At 34.3% G+C, this 25,648-nt stretch carries 26 protein-coding genes; 13 read left to right on the top strand and 13 right to left on the bottom strand.

All coding sequences use genetic code 11. From position 1 onward, the window contains the following. Positions 1-7: 7 nt before the first annotated feature. The gene (locus E3U55_RS14885; protein ID WP_134341276.1) at positions 8-1,975 is read left to right on the top strand and encodes an EAL domain-containing protein; all 1,968 of its coding nucleotides are present in this window, start codon (positions 8-10) and stop codon (positions 1,973-1,975) included. Positions 1,976-2,109: 134 nt separating this feature from the next. Here the strand turns inward: E3U55_RS14885 and E3U55_RS14880 are convergent, their stop codons facing one another. The 3 genes from E3U55_RS14880 to E3U55_RS14870 all read right to left on the bottom strand — a co-directional run bounded on the left by E3U55_RS14880 (position 2,110) and on the right by E3U55_RS14870 (position 4,728). Beyond that, positions 2,110-2,226: a YjcZ family sporulation protein gene (locus E3U55_RS14880; RefSeq protein ID WP_134341275.1), complete on the bottom strand. Its 117-nt coding sequence runs from the start codon at positions 2,224-2,226 to the stop codon at positions 2,110-2,112. A gap of 121 nt (positions 2,227-2,347) precedes the next feature. Further along, entirely contained in the window at positions 2,348-3,556 is a 1,209-nt protein-coding gene (locus E3U55_RS14875) for a S1C family serine protease (RefSeq protein WP_194840940.1), read from the bottom strand. An 11-nt stretch (positions 3,557-3,567) separates the two neighbouring features. Beyond that, the gene (locus tag E3U55_RS14870; protein ID WP_134341273.1) at positions 3,568-4,728 is read right to left on the bottom strand and encodes a zinc ribbon domain-containing protein; all 1,161 of its coding nucleotides are present in this window, start codon (positions 4,726-4,728) and stop codon (positions 3,568-3,570) included. Positions 4,729-5,115: 387 nt separating this feature from the next. On the opposite strand from E3U55_RS14870, the gene E3U55_RS14865 reads away from it, so the two are divergent. From E3U55_RS14865 to E3U55_RS14855, 3 genes are read left to right on the top strand one after another with little or no spacing between them, the layout of a single operon-like run. Further along, the gene (locus tag E3U55_RS14865; RefSeq protein WP_134341272.1) at positions 5,116-5,337 is read left to right on the top strand and encodes a DUF1659 domain-containing protein; all 222 of its coding nucleotides are present in this window, start codon (positions 5,116-5,118) and stop codon (positions 5,335-5,337) included. 32 nt (positions 5,338-5,369) lie between these two features. Further along, positions 5,370-5,588, top strand: a complete 219-nt coding sequence (locus tag E3U55_RS14860) for a DUF2922 domain-containing protein (RefSeq protein ID WP_134341271.1) — start codon at positions 5,370-5,372, stop codon at positions 5,586-5,588. Positions 5,589-5,640: 52 nt separating this feature from the next. Next, positions 5,641-5,775, top strand: a complete 135-nt coding sequence (locus tag E3U55_RS14855; RefSeq protein ID WP_134341270.1) for a YvrJ family protein — start codon at positions 5,641-5,643, stop codon at positions 5,773-5,775. A 64-nt stretch (positions 5,776-5,839) separates the two neighbouring features. On the opposite strand, the gene lepB is transcribed toward E3U55_RS14855, so the two are convergent. Further along, entirely contained in the window at positions 5,840-6,349 is a 510-nt protein-coding gene (lepB, locus tag E3U55_RS14850) for a signal peptidase I (protein WP_134341269.1), read from the bottom strand. 210 nt (positions 6,350-6,559) lie between these two features. On the opposite strand from lepB, the gene E3U55_RS14845 reads away from it, so the two are divergent. Then, positions 6,560-6,739 carry an aspartyl-phosphate phosphatase Spo0E family protein gene (locus E3U55_RS14845; RefSeq protein WP_228547586.1) on the top strand — a complete coding sequence of 60 codons (180 nt, stop codon included), beginning with the start codon at positions 6,560-6,562 and terminating at the stop codon, positions 6,737-6,739. Between the two features lie 15 nt (positions 6,740-6,754). On the opposite strand, the gene E3U55_RS14840 is transcribed toward E3U55_RS14845, so the two are convergent. After that, positions 6,755-7,906, bottom strand: coding sequence for an aminotransferase A (locus E3U55_RS14840; RefSeq protein WP_134341268.1), 1,152 nt, complete (start codon positions 7,904-7,906; stop codon positions 6,755-6,757). A gap of 564 nt (positions 7,907-8,470) precedes the next feature. On the opposite strand from E3U55_RS14840, the gene E3U55_RS14835 reads away from it, so the two are divergent. After that, positions 8,471-8,671 carry a PLDc N-terminal domain-containing protein gene (locus E3U55_RS14835; protein WP_134341267.1) on the top strand — a complete coding sequence of 67 codons (201 nt, stop codon included), beginning with the start codon at positions 8,471-8,473 and terminating at the stop codon, positions 8,669-8,671. Here the strand turns inward: E3U55_RS14835 and E3U55_RS14830 are convergent. The 3 genes from E3U55_RS14830 to E3U55_RS14820 all read right to left on the bottom strand — a co-directional run bounded on the left by E3U55_RS14830 (position 8,655) and on the right by E3U55_RS14820 (position 12,131). Continuing rightward, entirely contained in the window at positions 8,655-10,358 is a 1,704-nt protein-coding gene (locus E3U55_RS14830) for an IS1182 family transposase (protein WP_134341266.1), read from the bottom strand. The two genes, E3U55_RS14835 and E3U55_RS14830, sit on opposite strands and share 17 nt — an antisense overlap. 165 nt (positions 10,359-10,523) lie before the next feature. Next, positions 10,524-11,159 carry an SCO family protein gene (locus E3U55_RS14825; protein WP_134341265.1) on the bottom strand — a complete coding sequence of 212 codons (636 nt, stop codon included), beginning with the start codon at positions 11,157-11,159 and terminating at the stop codon, positions 10,524-10,526. Between the two features lie 102 nt (positions 11,160-11,261). After that, positions 11,262-12,131 (bottom strand): metallophosphoesterase, encoded by an 870-nt coding sequence (locus E3U55_RS14820; protein WP_134341264.1) that lies wholly within the window; start codon positions 12,129-12,131, stop codon positions 11,262-11,264. Between the two features lie 127 nt (positions 12,132-12,258). On the opposite strand from E3U55_RS14820, the gene fadH reads away from it, so the two are divergent. Further along, a complete protein-coding gene (gene fadH / locus E3U55_RS14815) occupies positions 12,259-13,023 on the top strand; it encodes a 2,4-dienoyl-CoA reductase (RefSeq protein WP_134341263.1) in 765 nt (254 codons plus the stop codon). A gap of 75 nt (positions 13,024-13,098) precedes the next feature. On the opposite strand, the gene trhA is transcribed toward fadH, so the two are convergent. Further along, positions 13,099-13,743, bottom strand: coding sequence for a PAQR family membrane homeostasis protein TrhA (gene trhA / locus E3U55_RS14810; RefSeq protein ID WP_134341296.1), 645 nt, complete (start codon positions 13,741-13,743; stop codon positions 13,099-13,101). A 138-nt stretch (positions 13,744-13,881) separates the two neighbouring features. Between trhA and cbpB the strand changes: the two genes are divergently transcribed. The 3 genes from cbpB to E3U55_RS14795 all read left to right on the top strand — a co-directional run bounded on the left by cbpB (position 13,882) and on the right by E3U55_RS14795 (position 16,284). After that, complete coding sequence (gene cbpB, locus E3U55_RS14805) at positions 13,882-14,328, top strand: cyclic-di-AMP-binding protein CbpB (RefSeq protein WP_134341262.1); 447 nt, start codon at positions 13,882-13,884, stop codon at positions 14,326-14,328. Positions 14,329-14,391: 63 nt separating this feature from the next. After that, complete coding sequence (dapD, locus tag E3U55_RS14800) at positions 14,392-15,111, top strand: 2,3,4,5-tetrahydropyridine-2,6-dicarboxylate N-acetyltransferase (protein WP_194840939.1); 720 nt, start codon at positions 14,392-14,394, stop codon at positions 15,109-15,111. A gap of 60 nt (positions 15,112-15,171) precedes the next feature. Beyond that, positions 15,172-16,284 carry an N-acetyldiaminopimelate deacetylase gene (locus E3U55_RS14795; RefSeq protein WP_134341261.1) on the top strand — a complete coding sequence of 371 codons (1,113 nt, stop codon included), beginning with the start codon at positions 15,172-15,174 and terminating at the stop codon, positions 16,282-16,284. A 97-nt stretch (positions 16,285-16,381) separates the two neighbouring features. Here the strand turns inward: E3U55_RS14795 and E3U55_RS14790 are convergent, their stop codons facing one another. Beyond that, positions 16,382-17,710: an FAD-dependent oxidoreductase gene (locus tag E3U55_RS14790; RefSeq protein ID WP_134341260.1), complete on the bottom strand. Its 1,329-nt coding sequence runs from the start codon at positions 17,708-17,710 to the stop codon at positions 16,382-16,384. An 88-nt stretch (positions 17,711-17,798) separates the two neighbouring features. Then, positions 17,799-18,611 carry a mechanosensitive ion channel family protein gene (locus E3U55_RS14785; protein WP_134341259.1) on the bottom strand — a complete coding sequence of 271 codons (813 nt, stop codon included), beginning with the start codon at positions 18,609-18,611 and terminating at the stop codon, positions 17,799-17,801. 253 nt (positions 18,612-18,864) lie between these two features. Between E3U55_RS14785 and E3U55_RS14780 the strand changes: the two genes are divergently transcribed. From E3U55_RS14780 to E3U55_RS14770, 3 genes are all read left to right on the top strand, one after another. Next, complete coding sequence (locus tag E3U55_RS14780) at positions 18,865-20,625, top strand: ABC transporter ATP-binding protein (RefSeq protein WP_134341258.1); 1,761 nt, start codon at positions 18,865-18,867, stop codon at positions 20,623-20,625. A gap of 12 nt (positions 20,626-20,637) precedes the next feature. Next, positions 20,638-22,467, top strand: a complete 1,830-nt coding sequence (locus tag E3U55_RS14775) for an ABC transporter ATP-binding protein (protein ID WP_134341257.1) — start codon at positions 20,638-20,640, stop codon at positions 22,465-22,467. A gap of 229 nt (positions 22,468-22,696) precedes the next feature. Next, entirely contained in the window at positions 22,697-23,365 is a 669-nt protein-coding gene (locus E3U55_RS14770) for a potassium channel family protein (RefSeq protein ID WP_134341256.1), read from the top strand. Between the two features lie 60 nt (positions 23,366-23,425). On the opposite strand, the gene rnjA is transcribed toward E3U55_RS14770, so the two are convergent. Continuing rightward, on the bottom strand, positions 23,426-25,093 hold the full coding sequence (gene rnjA, locus E3U55_RS14765) for a ribonuclease J1 (protein ID WP_134341255.1): 1,668 nt from the start codon (positions 25,091-25,093) through the stop codon (positions 23,426-23,428). Between the two features lie 10 nt (positions 25,094-25,103). After that, positions 25,104-25,313 (bottom strand): DNA-dependent RNA polymerase subunit epsilon, encoded by a 210-nt coding sequence (locus E3U55_RS14760; RefSeq protein WP_134341254.1) that lies wholly within the window; start codon positions 25,311-25,313, stop codon positions 25,104-25,106. Positions 25,314-25,648 lie beyond the last annotated feature (335 nt).

Below are 25,648 nucleotides of genomic sequence, written 5' to 3'. Positions count from 1 at the left end.
ATTATTCTTGCATAAGAAAGAAGGGAACAATTCGATTCCTATTCATGATTGGATTTATAACAATATTTCTGATGCAATTATGTTTTTAGATCGTGATGGGAAAATTATCGCTTCTAATAATTCATCAGCAGAATTACTTCAGCTAGATTTAAATGAAAAACCTTTTATCACAGATTATTTAAATCTTAATACACTTTCTCCAGAAGGTAAGGAAATGATGATTAGAACCATCAAGAAGCCAGAGAAGCTTATTCTTATGAGAAGTGTCCAACTTGATGATTATGTGTGTATGCTTTTAAAAGAGGGCGGTTTACAAGCTAATAAAGAGTCCATTGTTTATACGCTTAATCATGCATTAAACGGTCCTTATGAAGGTGTAGTGATGCATGATGGTGATAGTATTGTGGATTGCGACCAATCATTTGCTAGTTTAACGGGTTATTCCCGTTCGGAATTATTAGGTAAATCTTTTCTTACACTTGTGCACCCTAATGATCACGCCAAAATGATTAAAAGTATTAAGTCTACACATAATTCTCCTTATAGAGTAAAAGGTATACTCAAAAATGGTAGCGATATTTATGCTGAGATTATCCCGGAAACAGTCCAGCTGAAAGATAAAGAATTACGAGTGGCAGTTGTTCGAAATATAACAGAACGTGTAGAGAACGAGCGTCAGATTGAATTTATGGCTTATTATGATGAGTTAACTGATTTACCAAATCGAAATTATTTTCAAAAAGTGTTACAGGATGAAATTAATGCTTCTAAATATGTATTAAATAATAAATTAGCCATTCATTTTATTGATTTAGATTATTTTAAACATATCAATGACACGTTGGGTTATCAATTTGGTGATAAACTTTTAAAAGCTTGTGGTGAAAGACTTAAGAAATTATTAATTGAAGATATTTTTGTTGCACGCATGAGTGGGGATGAGTTTTTAATTCTTCAAAGGAACATTGAAAAAGAAGAAGAGGCTAAAAACTTCGCCAATCAATTAATTAAAAAGTTTAAACAGCCTATAAATGTAGATGGATACGAGATTTATACATCCGTTAGTATAGGAATTAGTATGTACCCAGATTTAGGAGCTGACCCTTCTGAACTTATTAAACAAGCTCATACAGCTATGTATTTAACTAAAGAACGTAATAAAAATGATTACCAAATATTCAAAACATCTTTTACAGATGGTTTTAAAGAACGCCTAACGTTAGAAACAGAATTACATAAAGCAATTAAAAATAAAAATTTCGAACTTTATTTTCAACCTCAAATAGACATAAAAACTAAAAACATCATAGGGCTAGAAGCTCTTTGTCGTTGGAATCACCCTGAAAAAGGGGTTATAAGTCCTAATGAGTTTATTCCATTGGCTGAAAAAACTGGTTTAATCATTGAGTTGGGCGACTGGGTATTAAGAGAAGCGTGTAGGCAGAACAAATTGTGGCAGGATTTAGGATTTAATAAGGTCAAAGTAAGCGTCAATCTGTCTGCAAAACAGTTTTTACAGCGTGATTTAGTGCAAAATATTGAACACATACTAAAAGATACGGGATTAGATCCAGAATACCTTGAACTAGAAATTACCGAAAGTATGGCCATGTCGAATGAGAAGTTTATTATTGAGACGTTGAAAGGTTTTCAGGATTTAGGTGTGAATGTAGCTTTAGATGATTTTGGAACAGGATATTCCTCCTTGAAATATCTTAGTCAATTCCCATTAAGCAAGTTAAAAATAGATCGGTTATTTATACAAAACAGAACGGAACAAAACATTGCAATAGTAAAGACGATTATTCATTTATCTCATTCATTAAATCTAAGGGTTATTGCTGAAGGTGTAGAAAACGAAGATGATCTATTATTCTTAAACAATGAGAATTGTGATGAAGTACAAGGTTTTTACTTTAGTAAACCCTTACCAGTAAATGAAGTGGATTCATTATTTCATAAAAAATTATCTTAATTATTGGTTATGTTATACTTATCATTTTCTTTATTTTATAATTAAGTATTAGACAGCAGTTGATATAGAATTAATAAAAGAAGTGTGGCACTTTAACCACACTTCTTTTTGCGTTCATTCTGAATTTTAATTCATTAGCAGTAAAAAGCAGCACCTACGATGATGAGTAGGATGAATAGCACAACAATTAATATAAAGTCGTTGTAACCCTGATGTCCTCCGACATTTCCTCCAACATTTCCTCCGTACATAAAATCACCTCCATAAGCGATTGTAATGTATTTATATGTAATAGTGGTTAATATAGTAAGGATATTAACCTAATTTTTTTATTCTGGACAATAAAAAAAGGTGACAACAAAGTGTCACCTTTTATGCTTTTTCATCTTCTTCAGTTGGTTTCTCATTTTCTAATTTTTCTTCAGTCTTAGAAAGTAATTCTCGATTAATTGATAAGATTTTTAATTGATCATTTTCATAACCAACTGTGTATTTAGTTTCATAGTGATGAATTTCCATCGTTTCTTCATCTTTTCTTATTTTATGATCAGACTTAACAGTGATTTGAATTCGATCATTACTAATCATCTCATATTGCATGTTACCTTTAACTTTAATATCTATCGCACTAACAATTAATTCTCTAAACTCTTGGTAGCTTCTTTTAATCTGTTCATTACTACCCAATAAAGAATAGGCAGCGAAGTAGTCGCGTACATTCAATGTGTCATAAAAGTAATTAATTAAATACGTTGCGTCATTTTTTAGAGATTCTTCATCGAAAGTTTGATAGTGATTAGGGTCACCTTCGAAACTTAGTTCCTCATTATCTGCCTTATCGGACCACATCTGAATTAGGTCATAAACAGAAGAAATAGGGATTGAAAAACCGATGCTTCCTTCTCTATTAGCAGCAGAGTTAATTCCAATAATTAACCCACTGTCTTTATGGATTAAAGGACCGCCGCTATTACCTTGTGTGATATTCGCAGAAACTTGATACAAGTTTTTATACTCGTAATTTTCTAAAGTAAAGTTTTGCCCCTTTTGAGATATAATTCCATCTGTAAATGTGTTCAGGTGACCTTGAGGCGACCCTACGGCGATAATTTCCTCACCAATGTTTGCTTCAAATGAAGGGTCTATTTCCAGGTTACCTTGATCTCTTAACTGTGGTACTCGAATCACAGCGACATCCTGTGTTTTACTAATTCCGATTAACGCGCCTGGATAAGTTGAGGCATCTGAAGTTTTTATAAAGATGTCATCAGCATTCTTAACGACGTGAGCATTCGTGATTATATCACCTTTATTATTGTATACAAAGCCTGAACCAACACTTGTTCGAGTAGGTCCAATCGCTTCAATCTGGACCACGTGTTTTTGGGCTTCGTGAATGACTGTTTGTAAATCCTTTGATTCTTTATCATCATAATTTTCCACAACTTCAACCATACCCTTAGAAGAAGCTAAAGCATCTTCTTCCCAATGAAGGTAATATAATGAAATTGCTATAGATGTACCTATGATTATCAAAATTGATAGAGTAATAGGTAAAATCCGTTTGCGACGGTGTGGCATGAACTTCACTCCTATTGTCCTTCTAAGTACCATTTTATTTGATCAATATTAATATCTACTTCTTCCTTAACATCATAATGAGTATATTCAAACTGTCCAGTTTCTTCTGGATATAGTGTTTCAGGGTATAAGAAGGTTTCATTTTCTAAGATTAACTCATCATTCTCGTCATATAATGAATATTTAACTGACGTTGAATAAATAGGCACGGTGGCTACACTTTTCAATTCACCTTTTACGACGATGTCGCCTTCTTCATTCTTAACTGCCTCTATATTAATTAGCTCAACAGCATTATTTTCATTTTGTTCTTGTTCCATTTCTACTTGGCTTTGAGCTTGTGCTATTCGTTGTTTTTGCTCAGTTTCAAAAGCAACTTTTTGTTTTTCAATAGTTGTTTTTAAGCTTTCAAGTCTTTCGTTTTCTGGTACATATCGTAGCGCATCTTTAACAATCGCTAGTGCAGTTGAGAATTGGTTATCATTTAATTCTTCATTAGCTTCATTAAATGATAGGTTAACAATGCGTTCTTTCATCTGGCTCTCTAAGTTTTGAGCAGGCTCTGTATTAATTGATTCGACTCGCCATAATTGCATCTTTAATTCATCAATACTGGCTTCGTCTTTAAGGTTGTTTTGCACTTGAGCAATTTTGATATCATTTCTTTTTGTTAATATTTCATCCAGAAGCTGGTTGACGACTTTACCATTATATTGTCTCAATTTACTTTCATTTTCTTCAGTTAAATTAATGGCTTCTTGATACATTTTATTCTCAATTAAACGATCAACTTCACCTAATGCTTCATTGATTTGCATAGCTATATCCATAAAATTAGAACTTGTCGCAGCAGCTTTATAGTTACTCTTGTAATCTAGTGATTGTCTAAATTTATCTTTAGCTTTCAAATATTGGCCTTCTAAGGCTAATTCAACACCTTCATTATAGGATTGTTTAGCTTGATCTTCTTGATGTTCTAAGTAAAAATGTATACCAATAGCAAACATTAAGGAAAATATAAGTACAGAAAGTGGAACAAGCCACCATTTATTAAAGTTTTTTTGATCTGTATTATAACGTTCACTTATATCAGTAGGGAGGGGTGCTCCGCAGGATACACAAAATAATTCGTCTGTATGTGTTTTAGCTCCACATTTTGGACAATATGACATAACATCACCTAATCTATTTAAAGTTATAGTAATTTTTCATAAAATCAGTACTCTTCAATATTTTACAACATGATTCACAATAAAAAAATGATTATATATGATATAATTTTTTTGTTAAAATAAAACTAGCCATAATAACTATAACCATCTTAAGGAGGAATATAAAATGATTGAAACAACTATGGGTATTATCAGTTTAGCTTTGTTAGTTGCATTTATTGGATATTGTGTATTTGACAATGCAAAACATTAAATTATAGCATCAAAAAATGCAACCCAGTATCAGGTTGTTACTTAATTAGACGTGTCGAAGGTGTGGAATGTTTCAAACATTCCACACTTTTTTTATTTTTATTCGATTGTATTGATGAAAAGGGGGTGAGGGACATGGCAACACAAGTAAAAACAAAGTCCCAATTACAATTAATCTTCGAGGAAGGGCTGGGAGAGAATGGGGAAGCAATTCTAAAGAGAAAGACGTTTAACCGAGTTAACACAGCAGCAACACCCGAACAATTATATGCTGTAAGTCAGGCTCTAGCATCATTACAAACTTTCCCACTATTGAATGTAGTTCGTAATGACTCATTCGATGTTACTGAAATTTAAGTATTTAGAAATCATTAAGGGGTGAAAAAATTATGGCAAAGAAATTAGAACTAAAATTTAAGAATTTAGAAGGTTCTACAGTAACTATTTCACTAGATGAACCAATTGAACCGGCAGATCCAACAGCAGTTAAACAAGTTATGGACACAATTATTAATAATGACGTTTTTAGCTCTAATGGTGGTTCTTTAGTTGAAGCATCATATGCTCAAATTGTAGATAGAAATGTTACAGAAGTACCATTAAGTTAATAAATAGGAGGAGGCCCTGAATTGGGCCTTTTCTTGTTTGGAGGTGGAAGAGGTGGGTCAATGGATTAGCTGGGTGCCGGAAGTTGGATTTCCGATCTTAGTGACATTTTATTTATTACACCGAATCGAAAAGAGACTTGAAGAGCTTAATGACTCTATATTAAAATTACCCGAACAGATTAACTAGCTTTTAAAAATAACCAAAATAAAAAAGTCAGGTGAGTTTATAGCTTCACCTGACTCTATATGTCCTACCTTGTTAAAGAAACATTATCAAATGGAAAAATAATCAATTCAGATCTTCCGATAATATCATCTTCATTAATAAAGCCTAAACCATTCCGACTATCCTTACTTATGTCACGATTATCTCCCATAACAAAATATTGACCATTAGGCACTTCTACTGGACCAAAATCATCTGTTGCGAGACGTTGTTCTTCTTTTAAGTAACTCTGGCTAACTTTTTCACCATTAATATATAAGACACTATTTTTAACTTGCACCGTGTCATTAGGTAAACCAATGACTCGTTTAACATAGTTTTTATTCGGGTGTTGGATAATAACTATATCGCCTCGATCAGGTTCATCAATTAAATAAATAGCTTTATTAAAAATTACACGTTCGCCATTGTGTAGAGTGGGATCCATACTTGTTCCCTCTACAATGGAAGTTGCAAAAATGTATGTTCTTAAAAAGAAAGCTAAAATGACTGCGATAACAATTGCTTTAGTCCATTCCCATATTTCTTTTTTCAAGAAAATCTCCCTCTCAACTTTCTATCATAATTATATCCTAACACAATTCACTTTGAAAGTTGTTAAAATTTCTTTATAAGTATCTTACAAAATGTTCTGATTAAGTAAAAAAAAGCTCCGAAGTGACTTTCTCACTATTTACTTACTGAACATTTCGTGACATAATTTTCTATTAGTCATTACTTTTTAAATGCTCAAGGAGGAACAAGGGTGACTGATAAAAATCATGCAAACAAACTACAACTAGAAATTGAACAACTCCGTGATCAAATGGTTCAACACGCAAATAAAAATGGTTATACCAGCCCAGAATCCATTCGACTTTCACAAGAGTTAGACAACCTTCTAAATGAATATCAAAGGTTAGTTCAAAACAAGGAATTGTCATAATTTTAATACACTATACTATTTATTAATAAAATTTTCCAGTCGATCTAAGCCTTTCTTTAAAATGTCCATGTGATAGGCGTATGAAATTCTCATATACCCTTGACCGTAACTAGAAAAAGCATCACCAGGAACTAAAGCTAATTTAGCGTCATTAACTAATTCTAAACCAAAGTCAAATGAAGTTTTGTTATTTGGTGTTAATTTAGGAAACACATAAAAAGCTCCGTCGGGTGCTACTACATCTACTCCCATATTATTCAATCGCTCTAAAACATAGTCTCTTCTTCTACGATATTCATTTCTCATTTCGTTAGGATCATTTTTTCCATTAGTTAAAGCCGCAAGCGCAGCATATTGACTCGTAGAAGTAGCACAGGAAACATTATATTGGTGCACTTTTAACACATGTTTCATTAACGAGTTTGGTCCTAATAAAAATCCAATTCTAAAGCCCGTCATCGAATGAGATTTCGATACCCCCTGAATAATAAACGTTTGTTCTCTAACTTCTTTAAATGATCCAATTGAAACATGCTCATTTCCATAGGTTAATTCACTGTAAATCTCATCGGCTAAAATAAATACAGGCAGATCTTTTAAAAGATTAACAATAGCTTCTAATTCATCATACTGTAGTGTCACCCCTGTTGGATTAGAAGGGTAGGGAAGAATGACACATTTAGTCTTGGATGTTATGTGTTGTTCGATTAAATCTGCTGTAAACTTAAAATCATTTTCACGTGTGTCTACGTAAACAGGTGTGCCACCAGCTAATTTAATGAGTGGTTCGTAACCTGGATAAACTGGCCCCGGCAAAAGAACTTCGTCACCAGGAGATAATATGGTACGTAAAGTGATATCAATCGCTTGAGATGCTCCAACTGTAATAATAACTTCATCTTCAGGTTGATAATTTAAATTATATTTTTCTTGTACCACATCCGAAACAGCGCTTCTTAGATCTATAATTCCTGCATTTGGTGTATATGTGGTAAAGTTTTGATCTAAAGCTTGTTTAGTTGATTCTTTTATATGGTTAGGGGTTTGAAAGTCAGGTTGCCCAATTGTTAATGAAATCATGTCTTCTTTACCTTGTACTAAGTTAAAAAACTTTCGAATGCCTGATATTTGAATATTTTTTACATTCTCATTTATTAAATGTTCCATCTGTTTATAAACTCTCCTCATTAAAATTTCGTTTGCCCAAATTTTCTTTTATGTATATTTAGTTTAGATCTTTATAATTATGTCAATGCTCCTAATGGTAATTCAGTTCGTATTTTCGTTAGAAAGAACTGATGGGGGTGATCAAATGTTACTACAAATTATAAATCTAATGGCGAGTCAGTATGCTTTTCATACCTTTATTTTTTCTGTGTTACTCTGTTGTGCTTATTTTATTATAAAACCTATCGTTAATCGATTAATAAAAAAGGAATGCATATATACTTTATCTTATCTAATCGTTTCAATATTTACGTGTACTTCAGTTTTGGTCGTGCTATTTATATCTGATGTCAAATTAGCTCAAGATGAACGACTTAATATAATTGGAGCATTGTGGCTATCGATAATCATATTGGGCTTTATTTTTTTAGTGACTTACATTACTAAAATTTTATCACAACAATTAAAAAATCATAAAGCCTCAAAAATTTGATGGATTCTTATGCCTCCCTTTACATATGATTGAAATAATTCGATAATATGATTAAAGGGGGAGTAGTTTATATGGAAATTGTATCGGCATTTGCAATATTTTTATTTTTTGGTCTACTTATTTTAATTCTAAACTTGATTACAAGTGTATGGGCATACCGTGACTCAATTCGTAAAGGAAATAGTAAAGAGTATGCGATTGTAGTCTTGATTGGAACATTATTTTTCCCGATATTAGGGTTAATTGTCTATTTAGTTATAAGAAATGATTAAGCAAAAAAGAGGCTGGGACATAACTAGTCAAAAATAACTTAAAAATGGCATCCATCATAAAAATTAAATGATGGATGCCATTTTTTGATGAATCGATATGATGATTGAGACTTCTTTGGGTGTTCATGGCGGTGTATTTTCTTAAATTCACCGCCATGAAGGCAAACCCTAATTCATTTTTCACTTTCTCTTTGCCCCTTACGGACATTCGAGTGAAACGCAAATTAGCCTTCAGAAATCCAAAAACTGGTTCCACATCGATTTTACGCATGCCGTAAATTTCACCCGTTTTTTCTTCCGAAAGCTTACTTCTAATATATGATTTTTGCTGCTCCCATTTCTGGTTATAGTACACCTTACGATTATTGCCTTCTTTAGCTTTTGTACATTCTGAACGCAATGGGCAACCCGTACAATCTTCGCATTCATATACTTTGAATGTTCTTGTAAACCCATAGCGATCCGTACGTTGGGATTCATAGCGGAACGTAACTTGTTTATTGTTAGGACAGATAAACAAATCATTGGCCTCATCATAATCCCAATTATAAAAGTTAAATGGGTCATTTTTGAATTTTATTTTTTTCTCTCTTCGGTACTGATTATATGTAATGAGAGGTGTACGTTCTCGGTTTTCTAATACATCTTCATAATTTTGTTCACTACCATAGCCAGCATCTGCAACGATATAATTAGGTAGTTCAAAGAAATTATCTTCGATATAATCTAAAAAAGGTAGAAACGTCCGTGTATCCGTAGGATTCGGGAAAACATCATAAGCAAGCACATATTGCCCTTCAGTTGCCGCCTGTACATTATAAGCAGCTTTCAATTGTCCGTTCTTCATATGATCGTCTTTCATTCGCATAAATGTGGAATCATGATCTGTCTTTGAATAACTATTACGTTCACCAAAAATCGCCATATCTGCTTGGTATTTTTGTTTGCGTTTCACAAAATCTTTGAATTGTTTAAGGTAATGTTTCGGCACCTTACGCTCTGAACGTAGCTGTTTACGCTCACTACCCTTGTCGTTATCTTCGATTTTTTGATCGAACTCATTTACCTTATCATCTAATTGATTAACAATATTAGTGAGTTCTTCAGTGGAAAGTTCATCCGAACTTTCACGTTCAATCCCAGGTATAATTTCTTGTTCAAGTAATTCGTTATACATTTGGTTAGACTTCTCGACTAATTGAGCACTATAGTTTTCAGTGGATTTACGCGATACAAACGTAAATTTGTTAGCATTGGCTTCAATTTTAGTTCCATCAATAAAAATAGCTTCTTCTTCAATCATATTGTTTTCGACAAGTTGGCAACGAAATTGAACAAAGCAGTCACGTAGTAAATCTTTGACCTGTGGGTGCACACGGAAGCGATTAATGGTTCTATAACTTGGTTCATATCCTTGTGCTAACCACATCATACGAACACTATCTTTAAGTAGCGCTTCAATCTTCCTTCCGGAAAATACAGATTGGGTATAAGCACATAGAATGATTTTCATCATCATCTTAGGGTGGTAAGCGGGGCAGCCTGTACTGCGCGAAAAGCCTGAAAAAGCTTCTTCAGGCATCTGTTCAACCAAATCATTTACAGTATAGGCGATATCATTTTTGTCTAGTTTTATTTCTAAATCTAAAGGCAAAACCACTTGATTCATGTTATAATCTTTAAACATAAGGATCCTCCTTTGGGATTATGGTGTGGTTACTTTAATTCTATCAAAGAGGGTCCTTTTTGTTTATGTAAAAATAATAAATATTAAAAAAATCGTGGGTCTCATCATTACATGGAGCCCCACGATTTTTTATGTTACTGGGTTTTGTCCCAGCCTCTTAATTAATTATTCACTCTTATAATGTTTTAAGTATTTAACGATTTTATTCATTTCTTCAAAAGAAGTTCCTTTAAATCGATTAATCATTTCGCCATCCGGGTTAATTAACATAAAATTAATATCATGATTAACCTGATCTTCTCCGTCAACTTTAGAAACAAGAGCTTTGAAAGACTGAGCTGCAAATTCTTCAATTTTGGCTTGGCTATAGCCAGTTAAGAAATCCCAATTACTATAATCAGCATCAAACTTGTTACCAAATTCTTTTAATGCTTCCTTACTATCAACAGTAGGGTCAACAGAAAAAGAAACCAAACGTATGTCTTCGAGACCTTCTTTTTCTAGTTTGTCTTGTAACTTGGCCATATTTGCAGTCATAGGTGGACATACAGTTTCACAGCTCGTGAAGATTAAATTTGCCACCCAAAACTCGCCTTTAAGATCCTCTAAAGATACTTTTTCATTATCTTGATTAGTAAACGTGAAATCTTGTACTTCTACATTATATTGTGGTTGAATTGTTTGTTCCTGTTTATTGCTAGATTCGTCTGCGTTAGCGTTCGGTTGTTCACTGCCGCAACCAGTCATAACGGTTAGTAAAACAAGAATGGAAAAGCCTAAGAAAATATGTTTTTTGCTCATTTAGATATACACTCCAATCTGCTTCCATGCTTATTCTAACACTTATAATGTAACGGAATCACATAATGACCGTCCCATTTTTAACAATTTCATGACATGGTCTTAAGTAGATTGAAGTGTATATACATTAATCTCAGGTCTGCAAAAGAAACGAAATGGTAACCGAGTTGTCCCGATACCTCGAGATACATATAAATGTAAAGGTCTTTGTCCAAGTTCATAATGCCCTTCAACATATTGTGTGCCGAGGCGTGGTGTAACGATATAACCTACAAAGGGCAATTGGATTTGTCCCCCATGGCTATGACCAGATAATTGTAAGTCAAAAGGGAAATTGATCGTTTGTCTTGCAAAATCAGGTTCATGACAGAGCAGTATATTAAACTGGTTCGTTTCTTCATCAGATAGCAAATTTGATATTCTTGGTGAGCCTAACAAAACATCATCTAAACCGGCTAAGTTAATTTGAGTTCGGTCCTTTTCAATTTTCACTTTATCATTTTGTAAAAGTTTAAAGTCACTTCGTTGCATGACGTTTTTAATCATCCTGGTCCCATAACCGCCATGGTCATGATTTCCGTAGATCCAGTATTTACCGAAAGGCGCCTCTAATTGTTTAAAAATTTGAATGATTTTCTCAAAATATGCATCCGATAATATTGAAGGATCATCTGTTAAGTCGCCTGTAAATACGATTAAATCAGGTGATTCTTGATTAACTTCTTTAATCATCTTCTCAAAATCTTCTATTTTATAATGAAATCCCATATGTGTATCTGTAATTTGTACGATTTTAAAATCATTAAATGGTTTTGGAATACGTTGAGACTCAATTGTAGAGTAAATCGTATTTAACCATCTAGGTTCAAATTCTCTTGCATAATAATAACCACCATAAGATAAACCAACAAATCCAAGGGTTCCTACGGTGACTCGTTTCAGGAAGGTTCTTCTGGAAAATTTATTTGTCATTGCTGTTCATCCTCTTCTTTTATACATAATTGCATTATATCATGGTCTTTTGTATTTACATATGAGATAATAGTTAGAAAATGAACCGTTATTCATTTTTTTATGAAATTCAAGAGGAGGAATGTTAATGAAAAATGAGGTTGTTATTGTAACAGGTGGTTCAAACGGTATGGGGAAATACATGGCTAAGAAATTTGCGCAAGAAGGAGCTAAAGTGGTCATAACGGGTCGGAATGAAGAACGTTTAGCTTCTGCTAAGGAAGAAATTATGGAGGGTGAAGATCGACAAGTCCTGACTATTGTTATGGATGTACGTCAACCTGAAGATGTTGAACGTATGGTTAGTGAGACAGTAAAAGAATTTGGAACGATCAATCACCTTGTGAATAATGCTGCAGGAAACTTTATCACTTCCACGGAGAAACTATCTATCAATGGCTGGAATTCTGTCATTGACATCGTATTAAATGGAACATTCTATTGCAGTCAAACTGTTGGTAATTATTGGATTGAAAACGGTATCCAAGGTAATATTGTCAATATGGTGGCTACATATGCTTGGAATGCGGGCGCGGGAGTTGTGCATTCTGCAGCAGCTAAAGCAGGTGTACTAAGCCTTACACGCACACTTGCGGTTGAATGGGGAAGAAGGTATGGCATTCGTTCCAACGCGATTGCACCTGGTCCAATTGACCGTACTGGTGGAGCTGATAAGTTATGGGAGTCAGAAGAAGCAGCAAAACGTACATTGAAATCTATTCCTTTAGGTCGCTTAGGTGAACCAGAGGAGATTGGAGACTTAGCTTACTTCATTCTTAACGATGCGAAATATATGAATGGTGAAGTTGTTACGCTTGATGGTGGACAATGGTTGAACCAATTTCCATTTTAAACATTAGTAAGCCTTTGTAAGAAAACAACTTAATTAAAACATATAAAAAAACAGGGCTGGTTCTCCAGCCCTGTTTTAGACTAAAACGACGTAAAATAATATTGCGAAGAAGTGAAAGGCACTCCCTGCAATTACGAATATGTGCCACACGGCATGATGATAAGGAAAGCCTCTCCACATATAAAATATACTTCCTACAGAGTACAGTACCCCGCCAATGATTAAAAAGATTAATCCTCTTAATTCCATTTCCTGAACCAATGGATTCCAAACGAATACAATAAACCATCCCAAGAAAATATAAATTATTGTTGAAACAATCATAAATCTCTTCACAAAGAATATTTTGAAGATGATGCCTAAAATTGCTACACCCCAAATGACACCAAATAATGTCCAACCAATCGGACCTCGTAATAGTACGAGTAATATCGGGGTATATGTTCCTGCTATAAATAAGTAGATGGACGAATGGTCAATAAACAGGAAAATATCTTTTGCCCGGCCGTCCTTTAAACTATGTACAATGGTAGAAGATAAGTACATGATTAACATTGTGGTCCCGTATACTGTAACAGATACAATGTGCCACGCATTACCGTGAATGGTTGAATAGACAATTAATATAACCAATCCAGCTATAGCTAACGCAGCCCCAAGTCCATGTGTAAGGGCATTTACTGCTTCTTCTTTTCTCGTATATTGGTAAGGCAAAACAATCACTCATTTCTTTTTTATCTAAGGTTTATTATATATGAATTGGGGTAATAAAAGTAGGGTGCAAAATTATGTACTTAGGATACTTTATGTTAAAATGTTTTTGGAAGTACTCCTGTGTTAATTAAGGAGGGGAGTCATATGTTAGATTTAACTCACTTTGATTTATCATCGATACCAGTAAAAGAAGACATGATTGATGCTGAAAAAGTAGCACATGTCCAATTACAAAATCCACTTGAACATGCATTGTTAGTTCTAACTAAAACCGGTTACAATGCTGTACCAGTCTTAGATCTGGATGGTCGTTTTTGTGGAATTATTAGCAAATCTAATATTGTAGAAACAATGTTCGGAATAGAAGAAATAGAAATTAGTCAGTTGTATAAGAAAAAAGTTGAAGATGTCATGCAACCTGATATCCCAACAATAAATGAAACTGCAACATTAGAGGATGCCATACATGTATTAATAGATCATTCATTTGTATGTGTTTTAAACAATGATGAACAAATGGTTGGTATTTATACGCGCAGAGAGATTTTAAAGCAATTTAGAAATGAATTTTATCAGCAGCAAGCAAGATAATGCTTGTCAAAGATTTTAATCTTCTGATACAGTAAAGTAAAATTTAATATTGGAGGATTCAGCATGAAGATGATGGACGCTAATGAAATCATTAATTTCATATCAAACGCTAAAAAATCGACACCTGTTAAAGTTTACCTTAAAGGTAATAAGTTAAGTGCGATTGAATTTAATGATGACATTCAAACATTTGTTGATGAGCAAGCAGGGGTATTATTTGGTGAATGGAAAGTTGTTAAAGAAGATCTGGAAAAGTTCTCACATTTAATCGATGACTATGTGATTGAAAATGATCGAAGAAATTCAGCTATTCCATTATTAGACCTTAAAAATATTAATGCTCGTATTGAACCAGGCGCTATAATTCGTGATCAAGTTGAAATTGGTGACGGTGTGGTTATCATGATGGGAGCATCAATTAATATTGGGGCAGCAATCGGTGAAGGCACGATGATTGATATGAATGCAGTGCTAGGTGGTCGTGCAACTGTAGGGAAGAACTGTCACATTGGTGCAGGAACAGTACTAGCAGGGGTTATTGAGCCTCCTTCAGCAAAGCCAGTTGTTATTGAAGATGGAGTAGTTGTTGGAGCGAATGCTGTTATTTTAGAAGGTGTGACAGTAGGTAAAGGTGCAGTTGTTGCAGCTGGAGCCATTGTTACAGAAGATGTACCTGAAAATACAGTCGTTGCAGGTACACCAGCTAAAGTCATTAAAGAAATTGATGATCAGACAAAATCAAAGACTGAAATCATGAGTGCTTTAAGAAAATTAGATGATTAATGAAAGCCAAGCGGAGTCTTAATTGATTCCGCTTTTTTATAATATCTGAGAAAGGTTGAGTTGGCTGTGGATGATTTCATTAAAATTAGACGAGAACTGCATCAAATTCCCGAAATAGGCTTTCAGGAATTTAAAACACAAGAATATTTACTAAATAATATTCATCAACTACCACAAGATTATCTATCAATACATAAATGGCATACGGGATTATTTGTTTTTGTTGAAGGCAAGGTAGGGGAGAAGACCATTGCTTATCGAACGGATATCGATGGACTACCTATAACAGAAGAAACTGGGTATGAATTTTCCTCCACACGTGAAGGGTATATGCATGCATGCGGTCATGATATTCATATGACAATTGCCCTTGGAGCATTGAGTCAACTAGTGAAAAATCGACCAGAAGATCATGTGTTGTTTTTATTCCAACCAGCTGAAGAGGGGCCAGGTGGAGCAGAACCTATGCTGAAAAGTGAAATCATGCAGCGCTATAGACCAGATATGATTTTTGCTTTACATATTGATCCTAAACTTCCTGTAGGTACTGTGAGTTCTAAGCCTGGTTTGTTATTTGCTAATACCAGTGAATTATTTATTGATTTTAAAGGAAAAGGTGGCCATGCAGCCTATCCACATGAAACGAAGGATATGATTATGGCGGCTAGTGCTTTTAATGTTCAGCTACAGCAAATTGTCAGTCGAATGCGTGACCCTTTGAGTCCAGCGGTTGTCACTTTAGGAAAAATGGAAGCTGGTACAGTACAAAATATTATTGCTGAACACGCTAGGGTAGAAGGTACGATTAGAACAATAAAGCCTGACGCGATGATTGTTATAAAAGAAAGCATTGAAAATTTGTTAAAAGGCATAGAGGTTCGTTATGATTGTGAGACATCCATAGATTATGGAGCTAATTATTATATGGTGCACAATGATGCGAATTACGTTGGGAAGTTTAAAACCATTATTGAAGATATTGTGGATTATAAAGAAGCCCCTGAAGCTATGACAGGAGAGGACTTTGGATATTTATTAAAAGAGATTCCTGGGTTTATGTTTTGGTTAGGGGTAGATTCAGAGTATGGATTGCACAATAGTCAACTGAAACCAGATGAACGTGCTATTGATGTTGGAATAAAAACGGTAACAGAAACAATCTATAATATTTAAAAGCTCGCCAAGGCGAGCTTTTTGTATGGATGTTACTATACCACTGTTAAATGGTTAAGAATTGCCAGCAAATTTTTGTGTGCGATCATCACTTATTTTATAACGTTCTTTTTGCAGCTTGCTGAATAGGGTCCCACACACCGTTAAATGGTGGGGCGTATGCTAGGTCTAAATCTAATAATTGCACAGTAGTCATTTCATGGAATAAAGCTGTTGCAACAACGTCAATACGTTTATCGACACCTTTATTTCCTACGATTTGTGCGCCTAATAACTTTTTAGAGCTTTTCTCATAAACTAATTTTATTGTTATTTTTTCTTCTGCTGAATAATAACCAGCAACTGGTCGTGTAGTAATTTTGACTGAATCATAGTCAATTGATATATCACTAGCTTCTTTTTCTGATAAACCCGTTTTTGCAATTTCTAAATCTAAAAATTTTAGGATAGAAGTTCCGACAATGCCTTTAAAACTGACTTTTTCACCAACCAAGTTTTGACCAGCGACCATGCCTTGTTTATTTGCGTGAGTGCCTAATGGAACGTAATCATTTTGTTGTTTAATCCGGTGATATTGACTTGCACAGTCACCAGCAGCGTAAACATCAGGAATATTTGTTTGCATAAACTCATTAACTATAATTTCTTTTTTATCCCCGTATTCAAACTGCTCATCAACAAACTGAGTGTTTGGTTTGATGCCGATGGATAATAGCACTAAATCAGTGTCATACTCATTTTGATCAGTATGGATTTTCTTCACTTTAGAATCACCTGAAAAACCTTGAACGGATTCGTCAAATATTAATTTGATATTTTGCTTATCGGCTTCTTCATGTATTAGTTCAGCCATGTCTTCATCCAGTGGTTTTATTAATTGTTTGCCACGTTGTATAATTGTTACTTCTTTTCCGATTTCTTTGAAATTTTCAGCCATCTCAAGACCAACAAATCCACCGCCGACAATCGTGACATTTTGTACATCTTTATTGAGGTAGTTTAAGATGTCGTTAGTGTCTGGAATAGTTTTGATATGAAAAATACCATCTAAGTTTACCCCTTCCCAATCAGGAGTGACAGGGCTTGCACCACTAGCAATCAGAAGTTTGTCATAATTGTAGCTAAAAGTTTCTCCAGAAGTCGTCACGACACCTGAAACAGACTTACTATCTGTATCCACATGAGTAACTTCATGATTTATTTTTGCATCTATTCCATATTTTTCACGGAACTTCTCTACAGATCTGGCTATCACATCTTCAGGCTCATCAACAATGCCACTAATTGCATAAGGAAGTCCGCATTGCCCATAAGAATAGATTTCACCACGTTCTAAGGTGATTATTTCATGATCCCCTTTAGATCTAACAATTTGCATAGCAGCACTCATACCTGCAGCATCGCCGCCGATTATAACGTATTTCATATACTCACCTCGATATAAAAGCCTGTTCAGTAGTTATGAACAGGCTATTTGTAGTTATTATCTTCATTACAAAGAATGCCTTACTAAATTAAGCATTTTCTTTTTTCTCAATATAGACTTGATGAGGAAATGGAATCTCAATTCCTGCTTGATCAAGTGCAACTTTACAAGCTTTACGCATATCGCGTTCTACTCCGAATTGTTCCATGTTTTCAGTCTTTGCAATAATTCTAAGGACTACATCAGATGAACCCAAGCTTTGAACACCAATAACATCAGGCCCTTCTTTAAGTCGTACATCGTTCTTAAATGGGTCACAAGCATTTTGTAACACAGTAATTGCTTCATCAATATTCTCATCATAAGCAATACCTATATCAACCAAAGCTCGCATATTTCCACGAGAATGGTTATTTACGTTTTGAATATTACGGTTAGGAATGAAGTGTAATGTACCATCAAAACCTCTTATTTGTGTTGTTCTTAATCCTAACTCTTCAACGATACCACCTTCTCCGCCAGCGGTTACATAATCATCCACATCGATTTGCTTTTCAATTAATATGAAAAATCCTGTGACAATATCACTAACCAAACCTTGCGCACCAAAACCGATCGCTAAACCTAAAATACCCACACCAGCGAGTAACGGTGCAATATCAATAAATAAACCTAAAATAGTTAAGATAAAGAAAATCATTAAAGCGTATGTAAAAATGCTTTGGAGTAATTTCTCTAATGTTTTCTTTCTTCCCTCAGATAGTTTTTGTTTCTTTGCGACTTGCGTCATAGCTCCTGCGATTAACTTTCTTCCCAAGGGAGCTACAATAATAAATACAATTAATAATAGTCCTAGTTCTCCTAATTTAGCATAGATCAATTGAGTGTCGAATCCTAGCATTTTATCTCTCCTTTCTACTAATATTATATACCACTTCTTTAGATTTTTAATCTGTTACGCATTTCCGTCTTAAGACTGAGAAAAATTCAAACTTATTAACGTATCGGATAACAAAGTTGTACTATAAAATAATTTTATAAAAATTTTAAAAAATTGTGCAAAAAGGGTAGAAATTTATTTCGGAACTCGATATATTTATTAAAGTACAATTTTTTTATTGTCATCTTAAGTTTTGTTCAAAAGGGGGAACATCATGGAGACGTTTAAAAAGTTGAAAGAATTCTATTGGCCGTATAAACGGTTTTTCTTTTTATCGTTACTTTCATTATTCTTTGTGACCATCATAACAGTTGCCTATCCAATTGTTGTGCAGATTGCAATAGATGATGTCATAAAAGAGAAAAACTACGGATTAGTTCCAATACTATGTTTATCGTTTATTGGTCTTATGATTGTTAAATCTGTTGCTACATTTTTTCATCAGTTTCTAGGTGATTATTTTGGAATATCAGCAGTATTTAGTTTAAGAGATGCGTTATATAAAAAGTTACAGCGCTTATCATTCCATTACTACGATAATGCTAAAACTGGAGATCTAATGTCTCGTTTAACAGCAGATGTAGAATTATTTAGATTCTTCCTGTCGTTTGGATTTTCAGAGTTAATTCGAATCCTGCTGTTAGTGCTAAGTAGTTTATCAGTTATGTTATATTTCTCAGTACCATTAGCATTAGCGACGATGGCATCCATGCCATTCTTAATTGTTTTAGTTATGAAGTTTGATAAAAAAGTGCACCCGGCTTTCAGACAGATTCGTAAGTCTTTTGGTCGTTTAAACACACGTGTGCAAGAGAATATCTCAGGTATGAATACAGTTAAATCATTATCAAAAGAAGACTTTGAGATTGGTCGTTTTTCAGATAAGGGTGATGATTACAGACAACATTATCTAAATACAGCTACGATTTGGTCTAAATATTTTCCGTTAATGGAGTTTATGGGTAATGTTTCAGTTGTGGTATTGTTAGCCTTTGGTGGTTACTTGTATATGAATGGTTCTATTTCTTTAGGTGCCATTATTGCTTATTTTAATTTAATTTGGTATCTGGTAGGACCGTTAATGAACTTTGGTTTCGTTGTTAATATGTTCTCACAATCTAAAGCATCTGGAGAACGTTTATTAGAAATTTTAGAATCAGATGATGAAATTAAGGAAACCACTAGTCCTGTAAAAGCAGAAGATGTTAAAGGGCATGTGGCGTTTAAAGATGTGACTTTAACTTATGTTGAGGATGATGATGAGGCATTGAAAGATGTTACATTTGATGCTCCTCCTGGAAAAACTATTGGTTTAATTGGTGCAACGGGTTCAGGGAAAACAAGTATTACTCAATTGATCACAAGATTCTATGAGCCTGAACAAGGTGAGGTTTTACTAGATGGTCATAGTGTTTCTGAATACTCGTTAAAAGAGATGAGAAAGCATATTGGTTTTGTTTTACAAGAACCATTCTTATTCTCAACTTCAATTAAGGACAATATTGCTTATGGTAATCCAGAAGCTTCAATGGATGAGATTATCGATGCAGCTAAAAGAGCACAGGCACATGATTTTATCATGGAAATGCCAAAAGGTTATGACACCTTGTTAGGTGAAAGAGGTATGGGATTATCAGGTGGTCAAAAACAGCGAATCTCTATAGCTCGAGCAATTTTAGTAAATCCAAAAGTATTAGTCCTGGATGATGCAACTTCTGCAGTAGATATGGAGACAGAATTTAAGATTCAAAAAGCATTGAAAGAAGTGATGAAAGGAAGAACAACTTTCATCATTGCTCACCGTATATCATCATTAAAACATGCGGATGAAATATTAGTTTTAGAAGATGGGAAGATCGTTGAAAGAGGTCAACACGAAGAATTATTAGACAATGGTGGACCGTATCAGCGAATCTATGACATTCAATATCAAGATAAGGAAGCGATACTGGGAAAGAATAAACAGCACGCTTAAGGGGGGAAACATATGGCAGAAACTATGAAGGCGAAAAGCCCTCATCTAAAAAGATTTCGTTACACTCAAGATATTGCTGTAGATAAACCGTTTAACTGGCAGCAGCTCGTTCGATTATTAAAATATGTGAAACCATACGCTAAAACCGTCATGCCGATTGCTATTATTGCAATGCTTGTATCAACGGCAGTGAGGTTAATTGTTCCAATTTTGATAGGTAACCAAATTGTTGATAAAGTTTTAGAAGGTGGAGGAACGTATCAATTATTATTATCATACGTAATCGGTATAGCTGTATTATATTTACTTAGTTATATTGGAAATGCTGTTCGAATTAAATATGTTAATATACTCGGTCAGAATGTTGTGTATGACTTGAGGCATCATTTATTCTCACATGTACAAAGACTTTCTAATCGATTCTTTGATAATCGATCAGCTGGTAGTATCATCGTACGAATAATGAATGATATTAACTCATTACAAGAATTATTTACGAATGGAATCATTAACTTGTTGATGGATATTGTGACATTAGTAAGTATTGTTATCATTCTACTCGTCATCAGCCCTAAATTAGCATTGGCTGTAATGGTAATCATTCCAATTATGTTCTACATCTCAACAAAATTAAGAAAAAACATTCGTAAATCATGGCAAGATGTTCGTATTCAACAATCACGTGTTAATTCTCACTTAAATGAAAGTATTCAAGGTGTAAGAATTACTCAATCATTCTCACAAGAAGATAACAACACTGAGTATTTCCATGGCGTAAATGATGACACCTTTAATAGCTGGAAAACTGCAACAAGAAAAAGTGCTATGTTCAGACCATTTGTTGAGATGAGTAATGCTATTGGTACAGTCATTTTAATTGCTTATGGTTCTTACTTGATCATTAATGACCCAGGAGTAAGCGTAGGGGAGTTTGTAACATTTACATTCTTTATTGGTATGTTCTGGGAACCAATTTCCAGACTTGGTCAAATGTATAATCAACTATTAATGGCTATGTCAGCATCAGAACGTATCTTTGAATTCTTAGATGAAAAGCCAAATGTAGAAGAAAAAGAAGATGCAGTTGAAATGGATGACATTCAAGGTCATATCGAATTTGACCAAGTACAGTTCGCTTATGATGAAGACCGAATCGCTTTACATGAAATTTCACTAGAGATGAAAGCGGGACAGACGGTAGCACTTGTCGGTCATACGGGTTCAGGTAAATCTACTATTGCTAACTTGATTAATCGATTCTATGACCCAACAAAAGGTTCTGTAAAAATAGATGGAGTCGATTTAAGAGACACCAAGTTAGACGGCTTACGTCAAAACATCAGTGTTGTTCTACAGGATACCTTTATTTTCTCTGGAACGATTATGGAGAATATTCGATTTGGCCGTCCGGATGCAACTGATGAAGAAGTTATGGAGTCAGCAAAAGTTGTAGGTGCAGATGACTTTATTCAACGATTAGCTGATGGATATGAAACTGAAGTTGAAGAACGAGGAAACATCTTATCAGCTGGTGAGCGACAGTTATTATCGTTTGCTCGTGCATTACTAGCCAATCCAAGAATCATCATTCTTGATGAAGCGACGGCAAGTATTGATACAGAGACAGAGCTGAAAATCCAAAATGCTCTTAAGAAACTTTTAAACGGACGTACAGCGATTATTATTGCGCACCGTCTTTCAACGATTCGTGATTCTGATAACATTATTGTGTTAGAGAATGGTCGTATTTTAGAACAAGGTAATCATGAAGAGTTGATGAAACATCAAGGTGAATACTACGGATTAGTTAAATCCCAGTTTCAGATGTTAGATCAACTTTAAATCAAGAAGGGACTGCCCAAAAGTTATGTAAAATGACTTAGGGGTGTCCCTTTTTTATCTTTCTGGCGAGTGTAAGAACTTTAGTGGCGAGTCAACCTATGCTTAATGTTAAGTCTAGGATTAAGTTTCAAGGATTTTTAAATACCAATTTAAAATAGCATAAATTTTACATACAAATCAGCTATATTATGGTAGACTATTCGCAGATATGGCTTTAGGAGGAACTTATATGAAAAAGTTATTTGGAGTAATTGGATTAGGTCGCTTCGGTGGAAGTATATGTAAAGAATTAAGTAAAGAAGGTAAAGAAGTTCTTGCTTTAGATGCTGATGAAGATAAAGTCAATGAATATAAAGAAATTGCTACCCATGCTGTTATTGCCGATTCTACAGATGAATTAGCGCTAAAAGAGTTGGGCTTTAGAAATATTGACCATGTTATTGTTGCAATTGGTGACAATGTACATGCGAGTATTCTAACGACATTAATACTAAAAGAGTTTGGGGTCAAACGAATTACTGTAAAAGCTCAAAATGATTACCATGAAAAAGTATTGCAGAAAATTGGTGCAGATGAGATCGTTCACCCAGAAAGAGATATGGGGAAGCGTATTGCTCATAGTATTATTTCAAGTAATGTATTAGATTATCTGGAATTATCTGATGAGTATAGTGTTGTTGAGATTAAAGCAGGGGAGAAGATGCAAAACAAGACGTTGATGGAGTTAGACATTCGTGCGAAATTCGGATGTAACGTTGTTGCGATTAAACACGGTAAAGATATTAACGTATCTCCTATGGCAAATGAACAAATTCATTTTGATGATATATTAATTATTATTGGTGCAGATAAAGACATTTCACGATTTGAAAAAGAATTAGTAGTTGATGATGATTAAAAAATCTCGCTGAATTTCTCAGCGAGATTTTTTTGGCTATTTTGGATAGGTAATGTTTAATTATACTTCCATAATGATAGGTAATATCATTGGACGACGCTTCGTCTTATCATATAAGAAAGGTTGAATTGTATCAGTTATTTCATTTTTAATTTCAGACCATTGCGACGTACGACGCTCCATAACTTTATCTAAATGTTTCGATACAAGGACCTGAGCTTCTTTTATTAAATCCTCAGATTCTCGCATATACACGAAACCTCTAGAAATAATATCCGGACCAGACGCAATTTTAAATTCTTTCATATTAATGCTCACAACAACTACAACTAAACCTTCTTCAGAAAGAATTCGACGGTCACGTAATACAATGTTACCAATATCACCAATTCCGCTACCATCGACATAAACAGAGCCTGAAGGAATTTTCCCTGCAACTCCTACATGTTTGTTTCCAATAGCTAAGACGTCTCCATTATCCATAACAAAAGAGTTTTCAACTGGAACGTCACAGCCAGCAGCAAGTTTAACATGCTCTGCTAACATACGATATTCACCGTGAATTGGCATGAAATATTTAGGTTTTAATAAGCGTAACATAAGCTTTTGCTCTTCTTGTCCACCATGTCCAGATGTATGAATGTCATTTAATGATCCATGAATAACATTCGCACCAGCACGGTATAGCTTGTTAATGCTACGGCTTACACTGATTGTATTTCCCGGAATAGGTGAAGATGAAAATACAACCGTATCATCTGGCTGAATTTGAATGTGGCGGTGTGTCCCGTTAGCAATTCTAGACAACGCTGCTAAAGGCTCACCTTGAGATCCGGTACATAGAATACAAACCTCATCACTAGGAAGTTTATTAATTTCATTTGGATCTACAAAAGTGTCCTTTGGAGCTTGAATATAATCTAACTCTTGACCAATTCTAATCGCATTTTCCATGCTACGACCAAACACACAAATTTTTCTACCGTTATTAACAGCAGCCTGAACGACTTGTTGCAATCGGTAAATGTTAGAGGCGAAAGTTGCGAAAATAACGCGACCGTCGACTTTATTGAAAATGTCTTGGATGCTTTCACCTACAACGCTTTCAGATAGAGTGAATCCAGGTACTTCACTGTTAGTACTATCAGAAAGCAAGCATAGAACACCTTCGGAACCGATTTCTGCCATTTTAGATAAGTTAGCTGGTTCACCAACTGGTGTGAAATCAAACTTGAAATCCCCAGTATGAACGATATTACCTGGAGGCGTTTTTACTACAATACCGAATGAGTCCGGAATACTGTGCGTGGTACGGAAAAATGTAACAGATGTTTTACGGAATTTTATAACGTCATCTTCTTGTATTTCATTAAGGTCAGCATTACGTAATAAACCATGTTCATCAAGTTTGTTACGAAGCAAACCTAAAGCTAGCTTTCCTGCGTAAATAGGAATATTAATTTCTCGTAATAAATAAGGAATCCCACCGATGTGGTCTTCATGTCCATGTGTGATAAACAATCCTTTAATTTTGTCCTGGTTTTGAATTAAATACGTATAGTCAGGAATAACATAATCGATACCTAATAATTCATCCTCGGGGAATTTGATACCGGCATCAATTAAAATTATTTCATCTTGGAACTGGATGCCATACGTATTTTTTCCGATCTCACCAAGACCGCCTAAAGCGAAGATTGCTACTTGATCGTTTTTAACAAATTTCATCTATAGACTCCTACAGTTTCTCCACTTTGAAATCTTCGGATTGTTTTTCATAGTCTAAGTGACCTTCACTTAGTTCTTGGACATATTCGATATTATAATTACGATCTGCTAGCTTGGATCTTACTTCACGTACATTTTCCGCCTCAATGTACATGGTTTTTGTTTCTTCTCGAACAGGTGCTTCTTCAGCGTGTTCTTGATAAAGTACTTTAAAAATCATATTTATCTCTCCTTACTATAATTATTTCTCCGTCCATTACCTATCCGTATAGCTATATCTAAATGCAAATGAGCATTAAAGAACAAGATTATGTTTTTACAGTGTCTTTAGAACGTAATAACCTTTTTAAACGCTTTTTAATTTTTTCTTTTAAACGCTTTAACATGATCATACAACCCCTTAATTTGTAGATTATATGATTGCGAATTTTAAGTCGTATGCTAGTACAATTTAAAGATTCATGTACAAAGGTATATATTAACATTATCATCTTCTTTTCTTATTATATACTGCATAAGTAAATATTTAAAATGATTTATAGAAAAAAAGTGCTG

It is taken from the genome of Filobacillus milosensis (assembly GCF_004402015.1).
In the GTDB taxonomy this organism is placed as follows: Bacteria; Bacillota; Bacilli; order Bacillales; family Alkalibacillaceae; genus Filobacillus; species Filobacillus milosensis.
The sequence above is the reverse complement of the archived record's forward strand: the minus strand, read 5'-3'. Positions and strand labels throughout refer to the sequence as shown.